We start from the raw sequence: 20207 nt of genomic DNA on the forward strand, positions 1-20207 counted from the left end.
GGCCTGCGGCGCGGGCTGCGGCTCGGGTTCGGGCTGCGGGGCCGGCTCGGGCGCGGCCGGCGCCGGCTCGGCGGCGGCCGGAGCGGCGCCCGCCTCGGAGTCGATCAGCGCGAGCTCGGCGCCGACCTCGACCGTCTCGTCCTCAGCCACAATGATCTTGGTCAGGTAGCCGGCGGACGGCGAAGGGATCTCGGTGTCGACCTTGTCCGTCGACACCTCGAGCAGCGGCTCGTCGGCCTCGACGCGCTCGCCTTCCTTCTTCAGCCAGCGGGTGACGGTGCCCTCGGTAACGCTCTCGCCGAGCTGGGGCATGGTTACGGAGACCGGCATGGTTTCTTCTCTCGCGTTCGCTAGGAGGGCTTCAGTTGTGGACGTGCAGCGGCTTGCCGGCCAGGGCCAGCATCGCCTCGCCGAGGGCCTCGGACTGGGTCGGGTGCGGGTGGATCAGCTGGGCGACGTCGGTGGCCGTGGCCTCCCAGTTGAAGATCAGCTGGGCTTCCGCGATCAGCTCGCCCACCCGGCTGCCGACCATGTGGACGCCGAGCACCCGGCCGTCGCGCTCGGCGACGACCTTGACCTCGCCCTGAGTCTGCAGGATCTTGCTCCGGCCGTTCCCCGCGAGGTTGTAGCTCAGCTCGACGACGTCGTGGCCGCGCTCGCGGGCGACCGACGTGGCGACGCCGACCGACGCGACCTCGGGCTCGGAGTAGGTGATGCGCGGGACGCCGTCGTAGTCGATCGGGACCGGGTTGAGCCCGGCGATGTGCTCGGCCACCAGGATGCCCTCGGCGAAGCCGACGTGGGCGAGCTGCAGCGTGGGGATCAGGTCGCCCACGGCGTACACGCCCGGCACGCTGGTCTGGCAGAACTCGTTGACGAGCACGTAGCCGCGCTCCGTCGAGACGCCGTTCTCCTCGTAGCCGAGACCGGCCGAGACCGGGCCGCGGCCGACCGCGACGAGCATGATCTCGGCGTCGAGGGTCTTGCCGTTCTCCAGCGAGACGACGACCCCGGTGCCGGTGGTCTTGACGCTCTCGAACCGGGCGCCCAGCTCGTACTTGATGCCCCGGCGGCGGAAGGCGCGCTCCAGCAGCTTGGAGCTCGACTCGTCCTCCAGCGGCAGCAGGTGCGGCAGCGCCTCGACGATCGTGACCTCGGCCCCGAACGAACGCCACACGCTGGCGAACTCGACGCCGATGACGCCGCCGCCCAGGATGACCACCGAGGACGGCACCCGGTCCAGGACCAGCGCGTGGTCGCTGCTGATCACCTTCTCGCCGTCGATGTCGAGGCCGGGCAGCGACTTCGGCACCGAGCCGGTCGCCAGCACGACGTTGCGGCCCTCGTACACCTGGTCGCCGACCGCCACGCGGTTGGGTCCGGCCAGGCGGCCCTCGCCCTCGACCACGGTGATCTTCTTGCTCTTGATGAGCCCGGCGAGGCCCTTGTAGAGGCCCCCGATCACCTTGTCCTTGTACGCGTGGACGCCGGGGACGTCGATGCCCTCCAGCCGGGTGCGCACACCGAACGACTCGCCCTCACGGGCCTGGTCGGCCAGCTCGGCCGCGTGCAGCAGCGCCTTCGTGGGAATGCAGCCGCGGTGCAGGCAGGTGCCCCCGACCTTGTCCTTCTCGATGAGGACGACGTTCATGCCGAGCTCGGCCGCCCGCAGGGCACAGGCGTAACCACCGCTACCGCCACCTAGGACGACGATGTCGTAGGGGCCGCTGCCATCAGCCACTGGAATGCTCCTTGGTCGTATTCACTCCGCCGGATGAGTCCGGCGGCATCTTCTCACTAGTCCCAGGCGATCATGGCCCCGGCCCGCGGGCACGCCGCCACACGCCGTCTTCTGTCGGTCCGGCCTGGTGTCAGGCCGTCTTCCTGTTAAACAGCCCGGTCGGACGTGCCGTTCCCGGCGTACCGCTCCGCGATCGCGACGAGCGTGCGGGTCAGCGCGCCGGTGCCGCCCTTGGGGGTGTAGCCGTGCGGCTCGCCCTTGTTGAACGCGGGCCCGGCCATGTCCACGTGCGCCCACGGGACGCTCTGCGGCACGAACTCCCGCAGGAAGATGCCCGCGGCGAGCATGCTGCCCCAGCGCTCGGGCTGGAGGTTGGCGATGTCGGCGACCGCGGAGTCGAGCCCCTTGCGCAGCTCGGCGGGCAACGGCATGCCCCAGGCGCCCTCGCCCTGCTCGCCGGCGATGCGGACGACCTCCTCGCGCAGCGCGTCGTCGTTGGCCATCACCCCCGCCGTACGCCAGCCCAGCGCGACGATCTGGGCGCCGGTGAGGGTGGCGACGTCGATGACCACGTCGGGGGCGTCCTCGAGGGCGCGGGCGATGCCGTCGATCAGCACCAGGCGGCCCTCGGCGTCGGTGTCGAGCACCTCGACGGTCTTGCCGCTGTAGGTGTGCAGGACGTCGGAGGGGCGCTGGGCGCTGCCGGAGGGCATGTTCTCGGCCAGGCAGAGGTAGCCGACCGCGTTGACGGGCAGGCCCAGCCGGGCGATCGCGAGGAGCGCGCCGAACACGGCGCCCGCGCCGCCCATGTCGGACTTCATCCAGTCCATCGAGGCGCTGGGCTTGAGGGACAGGCCGCCGGAGTCGAACGTGATGCCCTTGCCGACGAAGGCCACCTTCCGGGAGGCCTCGGGGTGGCTGTAGGCGAGACGGACCAGGCGGGGCGGGTTGACCGAGCCCTGGCCGACGCCGACGATGCCGCCGAACCCCTCCTCCTTGAGCCGGACCTCGTCCCAGACCTCCACGGAGAGGCCGGCCTCGCCGCCCTTCTCCTGCGCGATCTCGGCGAAGCGCGCGGGCCACAGGTCGGACGGCGGCGTGTTCACCAGGTCGCGGACGAGGGTGACCGACTCGGCGACCGTCGCCGAGCGCTCGGCGGCCTCCTCGGCCCCGGCCGCGCCGGACAGGACGACGATCTCGCCGACGGGCGGCTTGCGGTCGCCGCCGGTGCGGTATCGCGTGAAGTCGTAGGCGCCCAGCAGGCCGCCCAGCGCCACGGCCGCCGCCTCCGCGGCCGTGCGGGCGGGCAGGGCGAGCGCCGCGGACGGCGTGCCGGCGAGCGACCGTACGGCCGCTCCGGCCGCCCGGCGCAGGGTTTCCTGGTCGTAGTCGCCTTCGGGCGCCTCGCCGAGGCCGACGGCGACGGCGACGGGCGCGGGCAGCGCGCCGAAGGTCGGAATCTTCACGACCTCCTCGGCCTTGCCCGTGAACCCCATCGTCGTGAGGATCTCGGTCAGCCGTCCGTCCAGGGCCTGGTCGAGGCCTTCGCCGCCCGGGGCCGTGCGTGGGCCGTCGGGGGTCGTATGGATGCCGACTATGAGGGCGCCGGTCTCGGTCGAGACCGCGTCAGACGCGTCGATACGCACTGTGGTCACGTGAGCCGATGCTAGCTGGGCTTACTCGGCTACGCATAAACGAGGGTTCATCCCATCTATGGGTGCGCTCGATGGTGCTGATGGAAACAGCACCAAACGGCAGATAATGCTAATGTGGTTAGCACCATGTTGCTCATGCTCGATCTCAACGACCCGCGTCCCCTGCACGAGCAGGTGAGCGCGGCCATCAAGCGCGCCATCACCACCGGGGACGTCACGCCGGGCGACCGGCTGCCACCGGCCCGGGACCTGGCCGCCGCGCTGGGAGTCAACGCCAACACGGTCCTGCGGTCGCTGCGCGAACTGCGGGACGAGGGCCTGCTGGAGTTCCGCCGGGGGCGCGGCGTGTCCGTGCTCCGGCGGCCCGACGGGCGTGCGGCGCTCCGCCAACGCGTGCGTGACCTGTTCGACGAGGCCGCCCAATACGGGGTCGGTCCCGAAGACGTCCTCGGCATCGTCAAGGAACTCATGAAGGAATCGCCATGACCCACCCGCACCGGACCTCCGACACGGGCGTGCGCCCCCGCTTCCTCCTGGCCGCCGCGGCCTGGACCGTCCTGGTCGCCGCCGTGCTCGTGGCGGTGCCGCTGGCGTTCGCCGGCCGGCTCCCCGATCCCGTCGCGAGTCACTGGGGGCCGTCCGGGCAGCCGGACCGGTCCATGCCGCCGGCCGCGCTGACGCTCTTCGCCCTGGTGTGGGCCGTCGTCGCGGGGACGAGTCTCGTCGGGCTGGCGCGGACGCGGGGGGAGATCCGCAGGGCGACGCGCGTCTGGTTCGCCGCCGGGCTGGGCTGGACCGGCGCCTTCCTGATCGGCGTCCAGGCCGTGACGGTCGCCGCGAACCTCGGCCGGGACGACTGGACCCGGGCGGCCTCGCCGAGCTGGGAGATCGTGGTGGTCGTCGGCGTCGCTTTCGCGCTCGGGGCGCTGGGCCGGCTCGCCGGGCGGCTCGGCCCGGACGACGCGCCGCCGGAGCGGGAGCGGCCGGGTCCGCTGATCGACCTCGACACCCGGAAGCGGCCGGTGTGGGTGTCCACCGCGACGGCGCCCTGGGCGGTGGGGCTGGGGGTCGTGGCGTTCGCCGCGGCGCTGTCGTTCGCCGCGGCAGCTCTGTTGGGCCTCGCCCCCGCGGGCTGGTCCACCGCCCTGCCGCTCGCCCTGGCGGCCGTGATCGGGCTGGCGGTGTCGTCGGTCTCGGTACGGATCGCACCCGAGGGGCTGACCATGGCGTTCGGCCCGCTGCGGTGGCCCTCGCGCACCGTGCGGCTGGACCGGATCGAGCGGGCCTGGGTGGAGTGGAGGTCGCCTGTGCAGGTGGGCGGATGGGGCGTCCGCGGCCTGCCCGGCAGGGCCACCGTCATGATCCGCGGAGGTGACTGCCTGGTCGTGCGCTACACCTCCGGCGGGCAACTCGCCGTCAGCGTGGACGACGCCGAGACCGGCGCCGCCCTGCTCAACGCCCTCGCCGCCCGCAGGACCGCCTGACCACCGCCGCGCCGCCCCACCGCCCCATCCTCCGCGCGCTTCGTGGGGCGGCGGGCGCTCACCCAGTCCGGCCGTCATCCCACCGCTCGCGACACCGCCTCGCCGTGCCTGCCGCGCGGCGGGACCGTCGTCCGCCTACCATCCGTCCTCGTTCGAAAGGTGATGACCGTGGTCCGCCGTAACGCCGATGTCTGCCTCTTCCTCCTCGTCGCGTTCGGGGCCTCGTGGCTGATCGCGCTGCCCGTCTGGCTGGGGGCCGTACGGCTCGCCACGCCGGCCTTCGCGCTGGTCGGAGGACTGATGATGCTGACGCCCTCCCTCGGCGTACTGGCCGTGTGGGTCCTGCGGCGGCGCGGCACGCGGCTGAAGGAGTGGGCGCGGGCGACGGGGCTCACGCTCGGACCGGACCGGGGGAGAACCGCCGCACTCCTGGCGGCGGCCCTGCTCGGCGTGCCGCTTCTCGTGGCCGTCGCACTCCTGATCAGCGCCGCCGCCGGCGTGGTGAGCCTCGACTTCGCCGGGCTCAGCCTCTTCCGCGCGCAACTTGGAGCGGTCCTGGGGCAGGTCCCGATGGACCCGCGGATCCTGTATGTCGTGCAGGCTGTGCAGGCCGTGCTGATCGCCCCGTTCCTGAACGCGATTCCCGCGCTCGGAGAGGAGTGGGGCTGGCGGGGCTGGCTGCTGCCGCGCCTGCTCGGCGACCCCGCCGTCACGCCCGCGCATGCCGCCGGGCACGAGAACGCCGAGGTCACGCCCGCCGGGAACACTGACGCGGAGGTCGCGCACGCCGGGAACGTCAACGCGGAGGTCGCCGGTGCCGAGGTCGCGAACGCCGAGGTCGCGAACGCCGGGGGCGTGAACGCCGGGGGCGTGAACGCCGGGGTCGCGGGTGCCGGGGACGGGGCCGCGGGGGACAGGGCCGCGGGGGACAGGGCCGCGGGGGAGCGGCGCGGGCGCCGGGTATGGCTCGCGCTGGCGCTGTCCGGGGTGATCTGGGGCCTCTGGCACGCACCGCTGACGCTGAAGGGGTACAACTACCCGGCACTCGGCGCCTGGGCGGCGGTGCTGTTCGTCGGCTTCTGCGTCGTCTTCGGGGCGCTGCTCGGCTGGATGCGGCTGCGCTCGCGCAGCGTGTGGCCCGCGGTCATCGCACACGGCTCGCTCAACGCGGTGACGGGCCTGGCGCTGCTCCTCGGCGACGCGGGCGCCCCGCCGAACCCGGCGCTCGCCGGTGTCACCGGCGTCGTCGGCTGGGCGCTGCTCGCGGTCGTCGTGTTCGTCGCCTTCCGGCTGCGTCCCGTGTCCGCGCCGCGCTGACCCGCCCGGTCGCCGAGGCCGCCGGCGGTCCGGCGGCCGAGCCCGTGGCGGGCTGCCGGGCCCTCTGCCGGTGAGCCCCTGTTCGACCGGCAGGCGCCGGACGGACGTCAGACGAGGACGGCGGCGGCCAGCAGCGTCGCCGTCGTGGCCGTCTCCACCAGGGCGCCGAGCACGTCGCCCGTGATGCCGCCCAGTCGCCGTACGGCCCGGCGGCGCAGCAGGGCGGTGGACACCAGCCCGGCGGCCATCGCCAGGAGCAGACCGGCGGTGACGCTCAGACGCGAATCGCCCGAGAGGCGGTACAGCAGCCCGGCGGGCCGGACTCCCGCGTCGGCGACCGCCACCGCGACGTTCTCGGCAGCGATGGACGGGCCGGAGTGGTCGCTGGGAGAACCCTGCGCGAATCCGATCAGAGCCGAGACCGCGTCCAGGTGCGGCGGGCTGATCGCGGCAAGGGCGAGGAGACCCACGACGGCCGCGGTGACGACGGTCGCCGCGACGGCCGCGCCCCGCCCTACGGTGCCCGCGACCAGAGCGCCGAGGCCGCCTGGACGGGCGGCGGGCACCCCCGCGCGGCAGGCCCACGTGACGGCCAGCCTGCCGGTGGCGGCGGCCGTCACCAGCATCGGCCAGGCGAACGGGCCGGCCCGCTGGAGCGTCGCGACCTGGAGGAACAGGGTGATCAGGATGGTGACGACTCCGAACGGCCCGATGTCGGAGCGCTTCATCACGTCGAGGGCCCCCTGGATCGGCTTTCCGCTGCCGAGCCCGTCGGCGAGGTCCGCGAGGCCGTCGAGATGCAGGGCCCGGGTCAGCCACGCGAGCGTCCCGACCGCGAGGACGGCGGCGATCAGCGACGAGCCGGACGCCGCCCAGGCGGCCACGAACACGGCGGAGCCCGCCACGCCGAGGGCCATCCCGACGAACGGCGCCAGGGACATGGCGCGGCCCACCACGGAGCGGTCGGCCCGTACGGGCGGCACCGGGAAGATCGTGAGGGTTCCCACGGCGAACCACCAGGCCGCACCGGGACTTACGCGGGGGTCAGAGGGCACGGGGGACGATCGTAGTGGCCCTCCGGCTCGTGGCTCCTGGCCTGCTGCGGGTGAGGGCGGTGGCGCTGTGGCGATCAGATCGGCAGGGGGACGACCCGGCCGGCGACCACGAGGGCGACCTCCTCGGACTCCCGGGCGAGGGCCTGGTTGAGGCGGCCGAGCGCGTCGCGGAAGAGCCTGCCGGCGGCGGTGGCCGGAACCACCCCCAGGCCGGTCTCGTCGCTCACCGCCACCACCCGGGCGCGGGTGCCTCGCCAGGCGTCCACCAGCGCCGCACACCGCGCTTCCACCCGGCCGAGGGCGAGGCGGCGGAGGTCTTCCGGGCGGGCGTCGTCCGGCCAGGCGCCGCACTCGTCGAACACGGCGGCGAGCCAGGTGCCGATCCCGTCGACCAGGAACGTCCCCCGGCCGCCGGACAGCACCGCCGCGAGATCGGTGGTCTCCACGGTTCGCCAGTGCGTGGGGCGTCGTTCCCGATGAGCCCGTACGCGGGCCAGCCAGTCCGGGTCGTCGCCCCCGGAGGGCCCGGTGGCGACATAGGTCACCTCCGGCTCGGCGGCCAGACGGAGTTCGGCCTCCTCGGACTTGCCCGACCGGGAACCGCCGAGCAGCAGCGTGCGGCGGGGCCGCCCGCCTCGTTGTGCGGCGCGGACGCCGTTCGTCACCGTGACGTCCGGGGCCGGAGAGACGGCCGCGGGGTCACCCGCGCAGGTCTGGCCGCCGGCTACGGCGGATCCGGCCGTGGTGGGAGAGGGTCCGTCCACGGTGTGCCGGACTCCGGTGACGTGGGCAGGACCGCCGGTGATCGGTGTGCCCGCCGTGCCGACGACGGCTCCGTCGGGGACGGTCTCCGCTCCCCAGAAGCCGAGTCTTCGGGCGAGTTCGCCCTCCGAGGGGATGCGGTGGCAGAGGTGCACCGCGACGATCCGGGTGCTCGCCGTCACCCGCCCCCGCCGGCGCAGGTCACCCAGCCGTTCCGGCCGGTCCGGCAGATCGATGAGCACCACGTCGAAGGGCGCGTCGGGAGGCGAGTCCGGCTCGCCGCGGCCGGACGGCGGGCCCACGGCGTACAGCAGCCTGCCGCCGTCGGGCGTCGTGACCTCGCGGCCGTCCGAGGTGCGGAGTTCCCGGTATCCCTCGGGCAGGCGCCCCTCGGCCCCCGCGTGCGGCCCCGCCGGAGCGTCCGGTGCGATCGGGGTGTCCGGTGCGGTCGCGGTGACAGCCTCCGGCGCCTGACCCGGCGCGGCCGGAGCGAGCCGTACGCGGTCGTCGACCAGGACGGACGCGGGCCGCCGGTGGCCGGGATCGAGGCGTCCGCAGGACGCGCAGGCGCAACCTGGGACAGGCCAGCCCTGGAGCCCGCCGGTGCCCTCCACCCGGACCTTCATGTCGCCCCCTTCCGCGCTCCGCCGAGATCGGGTAGCCAGGATAGGGTCCGGCTGCACGGCCGTCGCGTCGCGGCGGCCCGGCGTGCGTCCCGGGCGCGGGGACGGCGAGGAAGCGAAGGAGCGGGTGCGGATGATTTGGCGGTGGCGTTACGAGGACGCGAACGGCGGCGAGGTCACGGACCGCCCGCTGCCCCGGGAGATCTTCTCCAGCCAGTCGGACGCGGAGTCGTGGCTGGGGGAGAGCTGGCGCGAACTCCTGGAGGCCGGCGTCGAGCAGGTGTCGCTGCTGGAGGACGAACGGGTCGAATACTCGGGGATGTCCCTGCGCGCCGAGTGAGGCGCGCGGCGCTCGCCGCCCGGACCCCGTGAACGCGGGAGCCGGGCGGCGCGCCGACGTGATCGGGCTGAGCCTCAGGGACGGCTGGACGGGCTGACGGTCTTGGCCGGGTCACGCTCGACGACGGGCTCCAGCACGTCGTCGATCTTCTTGAGCACCTCGGCGTCGAGCTTCACACCGGTGGCCTTGACGTTGTCGCGCACCTGCTCCGGCTTGGTCGCCCCGACGATGGCCGACGACACGTTGGGGTTCTGCAGCACCCACGCCACGGCGAGCTGGGCCATCGACAGGCCGAGGTCGGCCGCGATCGGCTTGAGGTCCTGCACCCGCCGCAGCACGTCGTCCCGCATCAGCCGGTTGATGAAACCCGAGCCGGTGGAGTCGGTGGCGCGCGACCCGGCCGGCGGCGGCTGGCCGGGCAGGTACTTGCCGGTCAGCACGCCCTGCGCGATGGGCGACCAGACGATCTGGCCGAGGCCCTCCTTCTCGCACAGCGGCACGACCTCGGACTCGATGACCCGCCACAGCATCGAGTACTGCGGCTGGTTCGACACCAGCCGGTCGAACCCCATCTCGTCGGCGATCTTCAGTGCCCGCGCGATCTGGTCGGCCGACCACTCGCTGACGCCGACGTAGAGGACCTTGCCCTGCCGCACGAGGTCGTCGAACGCGCGCAGGGTCTCCTCCAGCGGCGTCTCGACGTCGAAGCGGTGCGCCTGGTAGAGGTCCACGTAGTCGGTCTGCAGGCGGCGGAGCGAGCCGTTGATCGACTCCGTGATGTGCTTGCGGGACAGGCCCCGGTCGTTCTTGCCCTCACCCGTCGGCCAGTAGACCTTCGTGAAGATTTCCAGCGACTCGCGGCGCACACCTTTCAGCGCGCGGCCGAGCACCTCCTCCGCCCGGGTCCCGGCGTAGACGTCGGCGGTGTCGAAGGTCGTGATCCCCTCGTCGAGGGCCGCGCGGACGCACTCGACGGCGGCGTCCTCCTCCACCTGGGAACCGTGGGTGATCCAGTTTCCGTAGCTGATCTCACTGACCATGAGGCCGCTGCGGCCAAGATGACGGTATTCCATGCCTCTGACATTAGGTCATGAGTCTCGGCACCCCGATGATCGGATCGCGGTAAGGTGCCCGGCGTGCGCCGGTTGATCTCTTCTCGTCCCGTACGGCTGGCACTGCTGGCCGCGCTGGTCGCGGGGGCCGCCGCCGGGCTGGTTCTGGCCGCGCGGCGACGCCGGGCCGCCACGCCTGTAGGGCCGTCCCGGGCCACCACCTCGCCGTCCCAAGGGGAGAGCGGGGACGCGGAGGCCCGGCGCGGCCCGGAGCCGGTGCTGGGGTGGGCCACCGAGGAGGACCTGGAGCGCTACCGGCGGCCGGAGGGCGGCGCTCCCGTCGCCCGCCTTCTGGGGGGACTCCCGCCGATCAAGGGGATCGTGCCGCCGCGCGGGACGAGGGCGCGCCGCTGGACGGCGGCGGCGGTCGTGTCGATCACCCTGCTGGCCCTCGGAGCGCAGGTGCTGGAGAGCGCCGTGTTCGCTCCGGACGCCTGGACGTCCTACGAACCGTGCCCGGCGGACGTCTGCGAGCCGGGGCAGGGCCCCGGCATCCTCTACTCGGTGGCCGACTGCACGGCGGACGAGTGCGGAGGTGAGGTTCCCGCATACCCGGAGGATAGGGAGCCCGTGACCGCGGAGCCGGAGACGTCTCCCGGCCCCCAGTGCGTGCTCCATCCGGCGCCCCCGGGAACGCCGGCCGTACGGCCGGTCTCCCGCCGCGTGACCGCCGGGGTCAACCGGCAGTGGCGGCGGATCGAGCGCTGGCTCAAGGCGCACGCGCCGCGGACGTACGCCTCCCTGAACGGCCCGGCGGCCCCGCGACTGGTGGCCAGGGCGGAGGAACGGCTCGGGACCCGGCTGCCCGACTCCCTGCGGGCGTCGCTGCTGCGCCACGACGGCTCCCGTGGCGGTGCGAGCTTCCGGTTCCCGACGTCCGACCTGATGATGAGCACGCGGGAGATGGTCTCCGCCTGGCCGGAGGCGTGCGGGATGGGCGGCGTCCCCGTCGCCCGCGCCGTGGACTTGGGCGGCTACCTGGTGACCGACGCCGCCACCGGCGGGGTCGGCGCGGCGTCGCCGGAGTTGCCGTACTACCAGGCCGGCTGGTCGTCCTACTACGCGCTGCTGCGGGCCACGGCCGACGCGCTCACCCGTGACGCCGCGTCCGGCGGTTTCCGGCCGGTGGTGCGTCACGGCGTGCTGGACTGGACGTCCGCCTGATCCACGCGCGGGTGGCACCAAGCGGGCGTCGCCCTCCGGGACTCACCGTGGGGGGATCACCGCCCGGGACTCACCGTGCCGGGATCAGCGTGCGGGCGTCACTTCTTCAGCTCGACCGGGATGCCGCCGGGCAGGACGGTGGGCTTGGGGAAGCGCAGGCGCCGCATCTGCGACGACCGCATCGCCGCGTAGAAGCCGATGCCCTTGAGGCTCTCGCCCGGGAACTTCTCCGCCGCCTCCTTCTTCACGCGTCCGGCGACGTAGAAGGAGCCGGCCAGCACCAGCACCATCACGACCGGCAGGGACAGCGTGTAGACCAGGAGGACCGCCGAGCGGACCTGGATCGGGAACGGCACCATCGACAGCAGCATGATGACGAAGACGACGGGCAGGAAGTACTGCCCGGGCAGGCGCCGCGAGTCGACCCAGTCACGGGCGAACTTGCGCACCGGGCCGCGGTCGCGTACGGGGAGCGCCCGCTCGTCTCCGCGCAGCATGGCCTCACGCTGCCGCGCCCGCAGCGCCTTGTCGCGCTCGCGGGCCAGGCGGTAGGCCTCCTTGCGGTTGGAGGGCGCGGTCACCGGGGAGCGGCGGCGGCCCTGCGCCTCGCTCCGTTTGGGAGTGGGACGGCCCTTGCCCGGGGTGCCGTGGGGCTTAGGATCCTCTACAGGGACGGGGGAGTCCTCCGCAGAGGTCTGGGTGCGACGTCGGAACACGTCGCCCAGCCTACCGGGAGTGCAACTTAGTGACGCCCTCGCGCGTTATGCGTAGGGTGAACCCAGGCGGTTCCGCCGCCTGGGCAAGGGGCTTTAGACGGCTGGGGTCACCCACGCAGGACCTTGGAGAAGGGGACGGCCGACGCGCATGAGCGTGATGAAGAGACTTTCCATGATCTTCAAGTCCAAGGCCAACAAGGCCTTGGACAAGATGGAGGATCCGCGGGAGACGCTGGACTATTCCTATCAGCGGCAGCTTGAACTGCTGCAGAAGGTCCGCCGTGGCGTGGCCGACGTGGCCACCAGCCGCAAGCGGGTGGAACTGCAGATCAACCAGCTCGAGAGCCAGACCTCGAAGCTGGAGAACCAGAGCAGGCAGGCGCTGTCGGCCGGGCGCGAGGACCTCGCTCGCGAGGCGCTGACCCGCCGCAACGGTCTGAACGCCCAGATCGCCGACCTGCGGCTCCAGTACAGCAACCTCCAGGGCGAGGAGGAGAAGCTCACTCTCGCCAGCCAGCGGCTCCAGGCCAAGGTCGACTCCTTCCGTACGAAGAAGGAGACCATCAAGGCCACGTACACGGCGGCCGAGGCCCAGACGCGGATCAACGAGGCGTTCTCCGGAATCTCGGAGGAGATGGGCGACGTCGGCCTGGCCATCCAGCGGGCCGAGGACAAGACCGCGCAGATGCAGGCCCGTGCCGGCGCGATCGACGAGCTGCTGGCCAGCGGCGCGCTGGACGACTTCACCGGGCAGCGCGACGACATCCAGGCGGAGCTCGACCGCATGGGCGGCGGCCAGGACGTGGAGCTCGAACTGGCCAGGATGAAGGCCGAGCTCGGTCAGGGCCCGGCGCCGCAGAGCGCCATCGAGGCGGGGCAGCAGGGCCAGGCGGCCCCGGCCGCCCAGCAGCACACGCAGCAGCTCCGTAAGCCGGGGGAGGGGTTGTGATAGTCCGGATCATGGGCGAGGGGCAGGTCGAGATCGCCCCCGCCGACATCGACGTGCTGAACGAGCTCGACGGCGAGCTTGAGGCCGCCATCGAGACGGACGACGAGACGCAGTTCCGTGCCAAGCTGCACGCGCTGCTCGACAAGGTCCGCGACGTGGGCAGGCCGCTGGCGGACGACTCCCTGGAGCCGTCCGAGCTGATCCTGCCGCCGGCCGACGCCTCGATCGAGGAGGTGCGGGAGATGCTCGGGGACACCGGGCTCATCCCCGGCTGATGACTTCCACGCGGTTCGCCCCTGATCGCGGCCTCAGCGTGCGGATGACCGTGACGATGTTCCTGCTCGGGCTGCTCTACGTGGCGTTCATGGCCGTCCTGGTCGCGGTGGGCGTCCGGGCGGTCATGGTCCTCGTGATCGCCGCGGGCCTCCTGCTGGTGCAGTACTTCCTGTCCGACAAGATCGCGCTGTTCGCGATGAACGGGCGGGAGGTCTCCCCGCAGGAGGCTCCTGAGCTGCACGGGATCGTCGACCGGCTGAGCGCGCTGGCGGGGATGCCCAAGCCGCGGGTGGCGATCGCGGACTCGGACATGCCGAACGCGTTCGCCACGGGGCGCGACCAGAAGCACGCGGTGGTCTGCGTGACCACCGGCATCCTGCGCCGGCTCGACGCGCAGGAGCTGGAAGGGGTGCTGGCGCACGAGCTGTCGCACGTCGCCCACCGGGACGTCGCGGTGATGACGATCGCCTCCTTCCTCGGGATCGTGGCCGGGCTGATGACCCGCTTCTCGCTGTACGCCGGGCTGGGCAACCGCAGGGACAACAACGGCCCGCCGATCGGGCTGATCATCTTCGCGGTCTCCGGCCTGGTCTACGCCGTCAGCTTCCTGCTGACGCGGGCGCTGTCCCGGTACCGGGAGCTGGCCGCCGACCGCGCGGGAGCGCTGCTCACGCAGCGGCCGAGCGCCCTGGCCAGCGCCCTCACCAAGATCAGCGGGGATATCGCGCGGATCCCGACCCGGGACCTGCGCGAGGCCCAGCCGTTCAACGCCTTCTACTTCGCGCCCGCCCTGTCGGGCCAGAGCGTCGCCTCGCTGCTGTCGACCCATCCGCCGCTGGAGCGCCGGCTGGAGCAGCTCGCCAAGATCTCCGCGGCCCTGGGCCGCTGATGACGGGCCGGCTGATGGTTGCGACGGCTGATGGTCGGGGCGGGGCTGATGGTCGGGGGCCGCTGATGGGCCGGGAGCGCTGATGGGCTGGTTCGACGCCCTGCTCGGCCGGTCGAAGGCCGCGAGACCGAACCTGGACGCGTTGTTCGCCCTGCCGTCCGCCGCCGTCACCCTGCGCGCCGCCACCGGGTTCGCCCCGGCGGGCACCGGCTCGGTCTGCTTCCGGGCGGCCGAGGGAGGCGCGTTCGCCCGGCTCCAGCAGGAGATCGAGGCCCTGATGGGCGAGACGCAGGTGTCGCAGGACTCGTACGGCTACACCTGGGTGTCCGTGCGCAACCCCGACGTGGCCGGGCTCGTGACCGACCTGCACGCCGCGAACTCGTCGTTGGAGTCGGCCGGGTTCGGGCCCTCGCTGCTGTGCACGCTGGTGACGTTCGCCGATTCCTCGCAGCGGAAGCTGGCGATCGTCTATCTCTACAAGCGCGGCACGTTCTACCCGTTCGCTCCCGCCGGGGAGCCGCGCCGCGACAACGCGCTGGAACTGCAGGTGCGGGGCGTCCTCGGCCAGGAGCTCAAGATCGAGCCCGATCTCGCGAGCTGGTTCCCCGTGTGGGGCGCGCCGGGCCTGTGAGCGTCGTCGGCCACCGGAGGCAGCATGAGTGACTGGACCCACCTGAGACACACCGAGGCGGCGGCCCGGGAGATCGGCCTGATGGCCGACGCCGTACGAGGACGGGACGGCGGCACGCCGGTCCCGACCTGCCCCGGATGGGACCTCCGGGCGCTGGCCGAGCACACCGGGGCGGTCCACCGGTGGGCGGCCGCGATGGTCCGCGACGCCGCGGCGCACCGCTATCCCCGCGAGGAGATGGACCACGGGTATCCCGCCGACTTCGCCGGCTTCGCCGACTGGCTGCGGGCCGGAGCCGTGCTGCTGACCGAGGCCATGAAGAGCCGCGACCCGGAGACGGAGGTGTGGGGCTGGGCGGGGGAGCGGAGCGCGGCGTTCTGGTCCCGGCGGCAGTTGCACGAGACCGTCGTCCACCGCGCCGACGCGGAGATCGCCCTCGGCATCGCGCCCGAAGTCGACGAGGACGTCGCGGCGGACGGGGTGGCGGAGTTCTTCGACGTGCTTCCGTACGCCCGGTGGCGGCCCCTGCTCGCCGAGCTGAAGGGCGACGGGGAGTCGATCTCCTGGCGGGCCGGTACGGGCGGGTCCTGGCTGGTCCGGCTCACGCCCGCCGGTTTCGCGTACGAGAGGTCGGACGCGGCCGGCGACGTGACCGTGCGCACGGAGACGACCGGGGATCTGATGCTGACCCTGTGGGGGCGGCGCGAACCCGCCGCGGTCGAGGGCGACGCCGCACTGCTGCACTGGTGGCGCGAACGCGCCCAGATCTAACGAGCCCGCATCTGAGCGAAGGCGCCCCCGAAGTGGCTTCGGGGGCGCCTCTCGCGTCTCGTTACGGCAGGGCGAGCATGCGGTCGAGGGCGACCTTGGCCCAGTGGGTGGTGTCAGCGTCGACCGTGATCTGGTTGACGACCTCGCCCGCGGCCAGCGACTCCAGCGCCCAGACCAGGTGCGGCAGGTCGATGCGGTTCATCGTGGAGCAGTAGCATACGGTCCGGTCCAGGAACGTGATGGTCTTGTCGGAGAACCGGTCCGCCAGGCGGCGCACCAGGTTCAGCTCCGTGCCGACGGCCCAGGAGGACCCGGCGGGAGCCTCTTCCAGCTTCTTGATGATGTACTCGGTCGAGCCGACGAAGTCCGCCTTGTTGACGACCTCGTGGCGGCACTCGGGGTGGACGAGCACGTTGACCCCCGGAATGCGGGCCCGCACCTCGTCCACGCACTCCGCGGAGAAGCGGCCGTGGACCGAGCAGTGGCCCTTCCAAAGGATCATCTTCGCGTTCTCGAGCTGCTCACGGGTGAGGCCGCCGTTCGGGCGGTGCGGGTTGTAGACCACGCAGTCGTCGAGCGACAGGCCCATCTCCAGCACGGCGGTGTTGCGCCCGAGGTGCTGGTCGGGCAGGAACAGGACCTTCTCGCCCTGCTCGAAGGCCCAGTCGAGGGCGCGCCGGGCGTTGGAGGAGGTGCACACGGCGCCGCCGTTGCGCCCGCAGAACGCCTTGATGTCCGCGCTGGAGTTCATGTACGTGATCGGCACGACGCGGTCGGCGATCCCCGCGTCTTCCAGGGCGTCCCAGCAGTCCTCCACCTGGGAGAAGGTGGCCATGTCGGCCATCGAGCAGCCGGCGGCCAGGTCGGGGAGGACGACCTTCTGCGTGTCGCCGGTCAGGATGTCGGCCGACTCGGCCATGAAGTGGACGCCGCAGAAGACGACGTACTCGGCCTCCGGCCGGGCCGCGGCCTCCCGGGCGAGCTTGAACGAGTCGCCCGTCACGTCGGCGAACTGGATGACCTCGTCACGCTGGTAGTGGTGACCGAGCACGAACAGCCGGTCGCCCAGCCTCTCCTTGGCCGCGCGGGCGCGCTCCACCAGCCCCGGGTCGGACGCGGGAGGCAGCTCGCCCGGGCAGTCGACGCCGCGCTCGCTGTGCGCGTCGGTGCCCTTGCCGAGGATGAAGAGCGGAAGGCCGGTCTCGGTGATCGTCACGACCACACCCCCTAGGGGACTTATCGTCTAACTGACGACTAATCATTACACATCGTTTCGCCCTGTTCGTCCGTGGGGTTGCGGGTACCCCCATGGAATGTGTAGGGACCGGCGGGTGTTGGTAGCGTCTAGGTAGGACGTCAGAACCATTCGACCGCTCCGGGTGGGCGGTTGGCGCAGACGCGGGAGTCAGCACATGACGGTTGAGAGCAGCGAGACCACGCAGCAGGGCCTGATCCTGACTGACGCGGCCGCCGGGAAGGTCAAGAGCCTGCTGGAGCAGCAGGGCGAGGAGGGGCTGCAGCTCCGGGTGGCCGTCCAGCCGGGTGGCTGCTCCGGTCTGCGCTACCAGCTCTTCTTCGACGACCGTTCCATGGACGGCGACGTGGTCTCCACCTTCGGCGGCGTGAACGTCGTCACCGACCGGATGAGCGCGCCGTACCTCGTCGGCGCCACGGTCGACTTCGTCGACACGATCGAGAAGCAGGGGTTCACGATCGACAACCCCAACGCGACGGGCTCGTGCGCCTGCGGCGACTCGTTCAACTGACGGCGCCGCCGCGCCCGGCGGCCGGGATCTGAGCGCCCCGCACGGACATCGTCTGTGCGGGGCGTCGTCATGCCCGAGACGGTACGCTCGACAGGTTCGGCGGGAGCACCGTCCCCGCCCCCTGTCTTCCTGACTGTCTCCCTGATGCTGACAACGAGGAGAATGGCCCCGTGCGCATCGCCGTCACCGGCTCCATCGCCACCGACAACCTGATGACGTTCCCCGGCCGCTTCGGCGACCAGCTGATCGCCGAGCAGCTCGACCGGGTGTCCCTGTCGTTCCTCGTGGACGACCTGCAGATCCGCCGCGGCGGCTGCGCGGGCAACATCGCCTTCGGGATGGGCTGCCTGGGGCTCACCCCCGTCCTCGTCGGCGCGGTCGGCACCGACTTCGCCGACTACCGCTCCTGGCTGGAGCGGCACGGCGTCGACTGCGCCTCCCTCCACGTCTCCGAGCTGCGCCACACCGCGCGCTTCCTGTGCACCACGGACGAGGACCACAACCAGATCGCGTCGTTCTACACCGGCGCCATGGCGGAGGCCCGGGAGATCGAGCTGGGACCGATCGCCGAGCGTGTGGGCGGGCTCGACCTGGTCCTGATCAGCCCCAACGACCCGGAGGCGATGCTGCGGCACACCGACGAGGCGCGCACCCGCGGCATCCCGTTCGCGGCGGACGTGTCGCAGCAGCTCGCCCGGATGCCCGGCGAGGAGATCCGCAGGCTCGTCGACGGCGCGGCCTACCTGTTCAGCAACGACTACGAGCTCGGGCTCATCGCCCAGAAGACCGGCTGGTCGGACGAGGAGATCCTCGACCGGGTCGGCGTACGGGTGACCACCCTCGGCCCCAAGGGCGCCAGGATCGACCGCAAGGGCGAGCCCTCGATCCACGTCCCGCCGGCTCCCGAGCTCGGCAAGGCCGACCCCACCGGGGTGGGCGACGCCTTCCGCGCCGGGTTCCTCGCGGGCCTCGCCTGGGGGCTGTCGCTCGAACGCTGCGGCCAGATCGGCAACCTCATCGCCACCCACGTGCTGGAGCGGGTCGGCGGCCAGGAGTACGAGCTGCGCCAGGGCGTCTTCGTCGAGCGCTTCGCCTCGGCGTACGGCCAGGAGGCCGCGGACGAGGTGGCCGCCCACGCCCGCTGCCACTACGCCTGACGCTCCGCCTCTCCACACCGTCGTGACCCGTGGTTCGCCCCGGCAGTGCCCGCGGCGAACCACGAGGTCGCTAGGGAGTGTCAGACACTCCCTAGTAGTTGCGGCGGACGTGGATGGACCAGCCGCCCTGGGGGAGTTCGTGGCTGGCCACGTGCTCGTGTGACTTCAGCCGGCACCAGGCCGGCACGTCGGTGAAGGCGGCGGGGTCGTCGGCCAGCACGGCCACCACGGCGCCCATGGGCACCTGGTTGATACGCTCGGCGAGCATGATGATCGGGATCGGGCACTTGCGGCCCAGCGCGTCGACCGTCAGCGCGGGGACCTCCACGGGCCGGGGCGGAGCCTCCGGCTCCTCTGCCCGGGTGTCCCGGCCGTCCGGCCGTCTGCGCCACATCACCGCACCCCCAAGCTCGACCGGATCCGCCGCACTATCCCCGGCAGCACCGCGAGGAACCGATCGACGTCGTCCTCGGACACGCCACGGGGCAGCGATACCCGGACATTCCCATGTGTAAGCACGCCCATCGCTTCGAGGACGTGCGATGGACGAAGCGTACTCGCCGTGCAGGAACTTCCTGACGAGACGGCGAAACCGGCCTTGTCGAGCTCGGTCAGCAGCGCCTCGCCCTCGACGTACAGGCAGGAGAAGGTCACGATATGCGGCAGGCGCAGGTCCGGGTCGCCGACGACCTCGACGTCGGGCACCAGCCGGGGCACCTCGGCGCGGATCCGGCCGGTCAGGGCCGCCAGCCGCCGCCCCTCGGCCTCCGCCTCCGCCGACCTCGCGCGCAGCGCCGCCGCGGCGGCCACGATCGCGGGGACGTTCTCGAACCCCGGCACGCGCCGCCGTTCCCGTTCGTCCTCGGGCAGCGGCGAACGCCAGCGGACGCCCTTGCGGACCGCCAGCACGCCCACCCCCGCCGGGCCGCCCCACTTGTGGGCGCTCGCGGTCAGCACCGACCAGCCTCCGGGGACCGGCAGGCGGCCCGCCGACTGGGCGGCGTCGACCAGCAGCGGCACACCGGCCTCCCGGCACGCTTCCGCCGCGTCCTCGACCGGCTGGAGGGTCCCGACCTCGTGGTTGGCCGTCTGCAGGCACGCGAGGGCGGTTCCGGGGCGCGCGACGGCCTCGGCGAACGCCTCCGCGTCCACCCGGCCCGTACGGCCGACGCCCACGATCTCCACCTCGCCGCCGTCGCGCTCGTGGACCTCACCGGCGTGCAGGACACTGGAGTGCTCGACCGCGCTCGCCACCAGGCGGCGCCCGGCCCGGCGGCGGCCGGCCAGCGTGCCGAGGACCCCGAGGTGGACGGCCTGCGTCCCGGAGGAGGTGAACGACACCTCGTCGGCGCGGGCGCCGATCAGTTCGGCTACCTCTGCCCGCGCGCGCTCCAGTAACATCTGGGCGCGGCGCGCCGTGCCGTACAGGCGGGCGGGATCGGCCCATCCGGCGTCGATCGCCGCCAGCAGGGCGTCACGTGCCGCGGGATGGAGAGGTTCGGTCGACGCCGCGTCGAGGTAGGCCACAGTTAGGACATTAACGGGGGCTGCTCAGAGGGGCGGCGCCGGTCCGCGCTAATGTGTCCCCCAGCGTGAACTCAACCAAGTAAAGGGCAGACCGGCGGAAACACCGCAGCCGGTCGCACCTTTGGGTCAAATTGGAAAACCCGCCCAAGGGAGGAACTCTTGGGCTTCATCTGTGGGGTAGGCGATCCGTGAGTCCGACCCGCCGTACGACACGGCGACCGTGGGCACGCCGCCGGTTGCCCGGAGCCGCCGCCCTGGCGCTGCTGGTGGCG

Annotated in this window: 22 protein-coding genes; 12 read left to right on the forward strand and 10 right to left on the reverse strand. The window is 72.5% G+C overall.

The features are described from left to right. The 3 genes from HHX37_RS32000 to HHX37_RS32010 form a co-directional block, all read right to left on the reverse strand. Positions 1-330, reverse strand: a 330-nt coding sequence (locus HHX37_RS32000) for a biotin/lipoyl-containing protein (protein WP_310740628.1), incomplete at its 3' end; no start/stop codon positions are given. 31 nt (positions 331-361) lie between these two features. Then, positions 362-1741, reverse strand: a complete 1380-nt coding sequence (gene lpdA, locus HHX37_RS32005) for a dihydrolipoyl dehydrogenase (RefSeq protein WP_182879155.1) — start codon at positions 1739-1741, stop codon at positions 362-364. A gap of 146 nt (positions 1742-1887) precedes the next feature. Continuing rightward, positions 1888-3396 carry a leucyl aminopeptidase gene (locus HHX37_RS32010; protein ID WP_182887814.1) on the reverse strand — a complete coding sequence of 503 codons (1509 nt, stop codon included), beginning with the start codon at positions 3394-3396 and terminating at the stop codon, positions 1888-1890. Positions 3397-3531: 135 nt separating this feature from the next. Between HHX37_RS32010 and HHX37_RS32015 the strand changes: the two genes are divergently transcribed. The 3 genes from HHX37_RS32015 to HHX37_RS32025 all read left to right on the forward strand — a co-directional run bounded on the left by HHX37_RS32015 (position 3532) and on the right by HHX37_RS32025 (position 6197). Continuing rightward, positions 3532-3882 (forward strand): GntR family transcriptional regulator, encoded by a 351-nt coding sequence (locus tag HHX37_RS32015; RefSeq protein WP_259406910.1) that lies wholly within the window; start codon positions 3532-3534, stop codon positions 3880-3882. Beyond that, positions 3879-4880, forward strand: a complete 1002-nt coding sequence (locus tag HHX37_RS32020; protein WP_182887815.1) for a DUF1648 domain-containing protein — start codon at positions 3879-3881, stop codon at positions 4878-4880. The genes HHX37_RS32015 and HHX37_RS32020 overlap by 4 nt, the downstream gene beginning before the upstream one ends. Before the next feature lie 168 nt (positions 4881-5048). Then, complete coding sequence (locus HHX37_RS32025; protein ID WP_310740629.1) at positions 5049-6197, forward strand: CPBP family intramembrane glutamic endopeptidase; 1149 nt, start codon at positions 5049-5051, stop codon at positions 6195-6197. Between the two features lie 107 nt (positions 6198-6304). Here the strand turns inward: HHX37_RS32025 and HHX37_RS32030 are convergent, their stop codons facing one another. Together HHX37_RS32030 and HHX37_RS32035 are read right to left on the reverse strand one after the other, a co-directional pair. Then, on the reverse strand, positions 6305-7204 hold the full coding sequence (locus tag HHX37_RS32030; RefSeq protein ID WP_310740630.1) for an adenosylcobinamide-GDP ribazoletransferase: 900 nt from the start codon (positions 7202-7204) through the stop codon (positions 6305-6307). Positions 7205-7326: 122 nt separating this feature from the next. After that, the gene (locus HHX37_RS32035) at positions 7327-8640 is read right to left on the reverse strand and encodes a bifunctional adenosylcobinamide kinase/adenosylcobinamide-phosphate guanylyltransferase (protein WP_182887817.1); all 1314 of its coding nucleotides are present in this window, start codon (positions 8638-8640) and stop codon (positions 7327-7329) included. A gap of 130 nt (positions 8641-8770) precedes the next feature. Between HHX37_RS32035 and HHX37_RS32040 the strand changes: the two genes are divergently transcribed. Then, complete coding sequence (locus HHX37_RS32040; RefSeq protein WP_117409166.1) at positions 8771-8977, forward strand: hypothetical protein; 207 nt, start codon at positions 8771-8773, stop codon at positions 8975-8977. 74 nt (positions 8978-9051) lie between these two features. Here the strand turns inward: HHX37_RS32040 and HHX37_RS32045 are convergent, their stop codons facing one another. After that, the gene (locus HHX37_RS32045; protein WP_117409167.1) at positions 9052-10050 is read right to left on the reverse strand and encodes an aldo/keto reductase family protein; all 999 of its coding nucleotides are present in this window, start codon (positions 10048-10050) and stop codon (positions 9052-9054) included. Positions 10051-10113: 63 nt separating this feature from the next. Here HHX37_RS32045 and HHX37_RS32050 point away from each other — a divergent pair, with 63 nt between their 5' ends. Then, positions 10114-11253, forward strand: coding sequence for a hypothetical protein (locus HHX37_RS32050; RefSeq protein WP_182887818.1), 1140 nt, complete (start codon positions 10114-10116; stop codon positions 11251-11253). 98 nt (positions 11254-11351) lie between these two features. Here HHX37_RS32050 and HHX37_RS32055 read toward each other — a convergent pair whose 3' ends face one another. Continuing rightward, the gene (locus HHX37_RS32055) at positions 11352-11969 is read right to left on the reverse strand and encodes a DUF3043 domain-containing protein (RefSeq protein ID WP_138462863.1); all 618 of its coding nucleotides are present in this window, start codon (positions 11967-11969) and stop codon (positions 11352-11354) included. Positions 11970-12117: 148 nt separating this feature from the next. On the opposite strand from HHX37_RS32055, the gene HHX37_RS32060 reads away from it, so the two are divergent. The 5 genes from HHX37_RS32060 to HHX37_RS32080 all read left to right on the forward strand — a co-directional run bounded on the left by HHX37_RS32060 (position 12118) and on the right by HHX37_RS32080 (position 15485). Then, the gene (locus HHX37_RS32060) at positions 12118-12918 is read left to right on the forward strand and encodes a PspA/IM30 family protein (RefSeq protein ID WP_117409170.1); all 801 of its coding nucleotides are present in this window, start codon (positions 12118-12120) and stop codon (positions 12916-12918) included. Beyond that, positions 12915-13193, forward strand: coding sequence for a PspA-associated protein PspAA (locus tag HHX37_RS32065; protein WP_117409171.1), 279 nt, complete (start codon positions 12915-12917; stop codon positions 13191-13193). Before HHX37_RS32060 ends, HHX37_RS32065 begins: the two co-directional genes overlap by 4 nt. Then, complete coding sequence (htpX, locus tag HHX37_RS32070) at positions 13193-14083, forward strand: zinc metalloprotease HtpX (protein ID WP_117409172.1); 891 nt, start codon at positions 13193-13195, stop codon at positions 14081-14083. The genes HHX37_RS32065 and htpX overlap by 1 nt, the downstream gene beginning before the upstream one ends. An 82-nt stretch (positions 14084-14165) precedes the next feature. Further along, positions 14166-14714 (forward strand): PspA-associated protein PspAB, encoded by a 549-nt coding sequence (locus tag HHX37_RS32075; RefSeq protein ID WP_182879149.1) that lies wholly within the window; start codon positions 14166-14168, stop codon positions 14712-14714. A gap of 24 nt (positions 14715-14738) precedes the next feature. After that, positions 14739-15485 carry a maleylpyruvate isomerase family mycothiol-dependent enzyme gene (locus tag HHX37_RS32080; protein ID WP_182887819.1) on the forward strand — a complete coding sequence of 249 codons (747 nt, stop codon included), beginning with the start codon at positions 14739-14741 and terminating at the stop codon, positions 15483-15485. A 61-nt stretch (positions 15486-15546) separates the two neighbouring features. Here the strand turns inward: HHX37_RS32080 and nadA are convergent, their stop codons facing one another. Next, positions 15547-16701 carry a quinolinate synthase NadA gene (gene nadA, locus HHX37_RS32085; RefSeq protein ID WP_182887820.1) on the reverse strand — a complete coding sequence of 385 codons (1155 nt, stop codon included), beginning with the start codon at positions 16699-16701 and terminating at the stop codon, positions 15547-15549. A gap of 196 nt (positions 16702-16897) precedes the next feature. On the opposite strand from nadA, the gene erpA reads away from it, so the two are divergent. Continuing rightward, positions 16898-17251, forward strand: coding sequence for an iron-sulfur cluster insertion protein ErpA (erpA, locus tag HHX37_RS32090; protein WP_117409175.1), 354 nt, complete (start codon positions 16898-16900; stop codon positions 17249-17251). A 170-nt stretch (positions 17252-17421) separates the two neighbouring features. Next, positions 17422-18408: a carbohydrate kinase family protein gene (locus tag HHX37_RS32095; protein ID WP_182878149.1), complete on the forward strand. Its 987-nt coding sequence runs from the start codon at positions 17422-17424 to the stop codon at positions 18406-18408. A 91-nt stretch (positions 18409-18499) separates the two neighbouring features. On the opposite strand, the gene HHX37_RS32100 is transcribed toward HHX37_RS32095, so the two are convergent. Further along, on the reverse strand, positions 18500-18802 hold the full coding sequence (locus tag HHX37_RS32100; RefSeq protein WP_182879146.1) for a sulfurtransferase TusA family protein: 303 nt from the start codon (positions 18800-18802) through the stop codon (positions 18500-18502). Continuing rightward, the gene (locus HHX37_RS32105) at positions 18802-19935 is read right to left on the reverse strand and encodes a cysteine desulfurase family protein (RefSeq protein WP_182887821.1); all 1134 of its coding nucleotides are present in this window, start codon (positions 19933-19935) and stop codon (positions 18802-18804) included. The genes HHX37_RS32100 and HHX37_RS32105 overlap by 1 nt, the downstream gene beginning before the upstream one ends. Positions 19936-20207: the final 272 nt, after the last annotated feature.

The sequence above is a fragment of the Microbispora sp. H10885 genome, assembly GCF_014161415.1.
Lineage (GTDB): Bacteria > Actinomycetota > Actinomycetes > Streptosporangiales > Streptosporangiaceae > Microbispora > Microbispora triticiradicis.

Excerpts from the sequence above, each read along its gene's own strand:
- HHX37_RS32075 (WP_182879149.1), top strand. The coding sequence starts at position 14,166 with ATGGGCTGGTTCGACGCCCTGCTCGGCCGGTCGAAGGCCGCGAGACCG.
- HHX37_RS32035 (WP_182887817.1), bottom strand. The coding sequence starts at position 8,640 with ATGAAGGTCCGGGTGGAGGGCACCGGCGGGCTCCAGGGCTGGCCTGTC.
- HHX37_RS32045 (WP_117409167.1), bottom strand. The coding sequence starts at position 10,050 with ATGGAATACCGTCATCTTGGCCGCAGCGGCCTCATGGTCAGTGAGATC.
- HHX37_RS32080 (WP_182887819.1), top strand. The coding sequence starts at position 14,739 with ATGAGTGACTGGACCCACCTGAGACACACCGAGGCGGCGGCCCGGGAG.
- HHX37_RS32100 (WP_182879146.1), bottom strand. The coding sequence starts at position 18,802 with ATGTGGCGCAGACGGCCGGACGGCCGGGACACCCGGGCAGAGGAGCCG.
- HHX37_RS32040 (WP_117409166.1), top strand. The coding sequence starts at position 8,771 with ATGATTTGGCGGTGGCGTTACGAGGACGCGAACGGCGGCGAGGTCACG.
- erpA (WP_117409175.1), top strand. The coding sequence starts at position 16,898 with ATGACGGTTGAGAGCAGCGAGACCACGCAGCAGGGCCTGATCCTGACT.
- HHX37_RS32020 (WP_182887815.1), top strand. The coding sequence starts at position 3,879 with ATGACCCACCCGCACCGGACCTCCGACACGGGCGTGCGCCCCCGCTTC.
- HHX37_RS32015 (WP_259406910.1), top strand. The coding sequence starts at position 3,532 with ATGCTCGATCTCAACGACCCGCGTCCCCTGCACGAGCAGGTGAGCGCG.
- htpX (WP_117409172.1), top strand. The coding sequence starts at position 13,193 with ATGACTTCCACGCGGTTCGCCCCTGATCGCGGCCTCAGCGTGCGGATG.
- HHX37_RS32060 (WP_117409170.1), top strand. The coding sequence starts at position 12,118 with ATGAGCGTGATGAAGAGACTTTCCATGATCTTCAAGTCCAAGGCCAAC.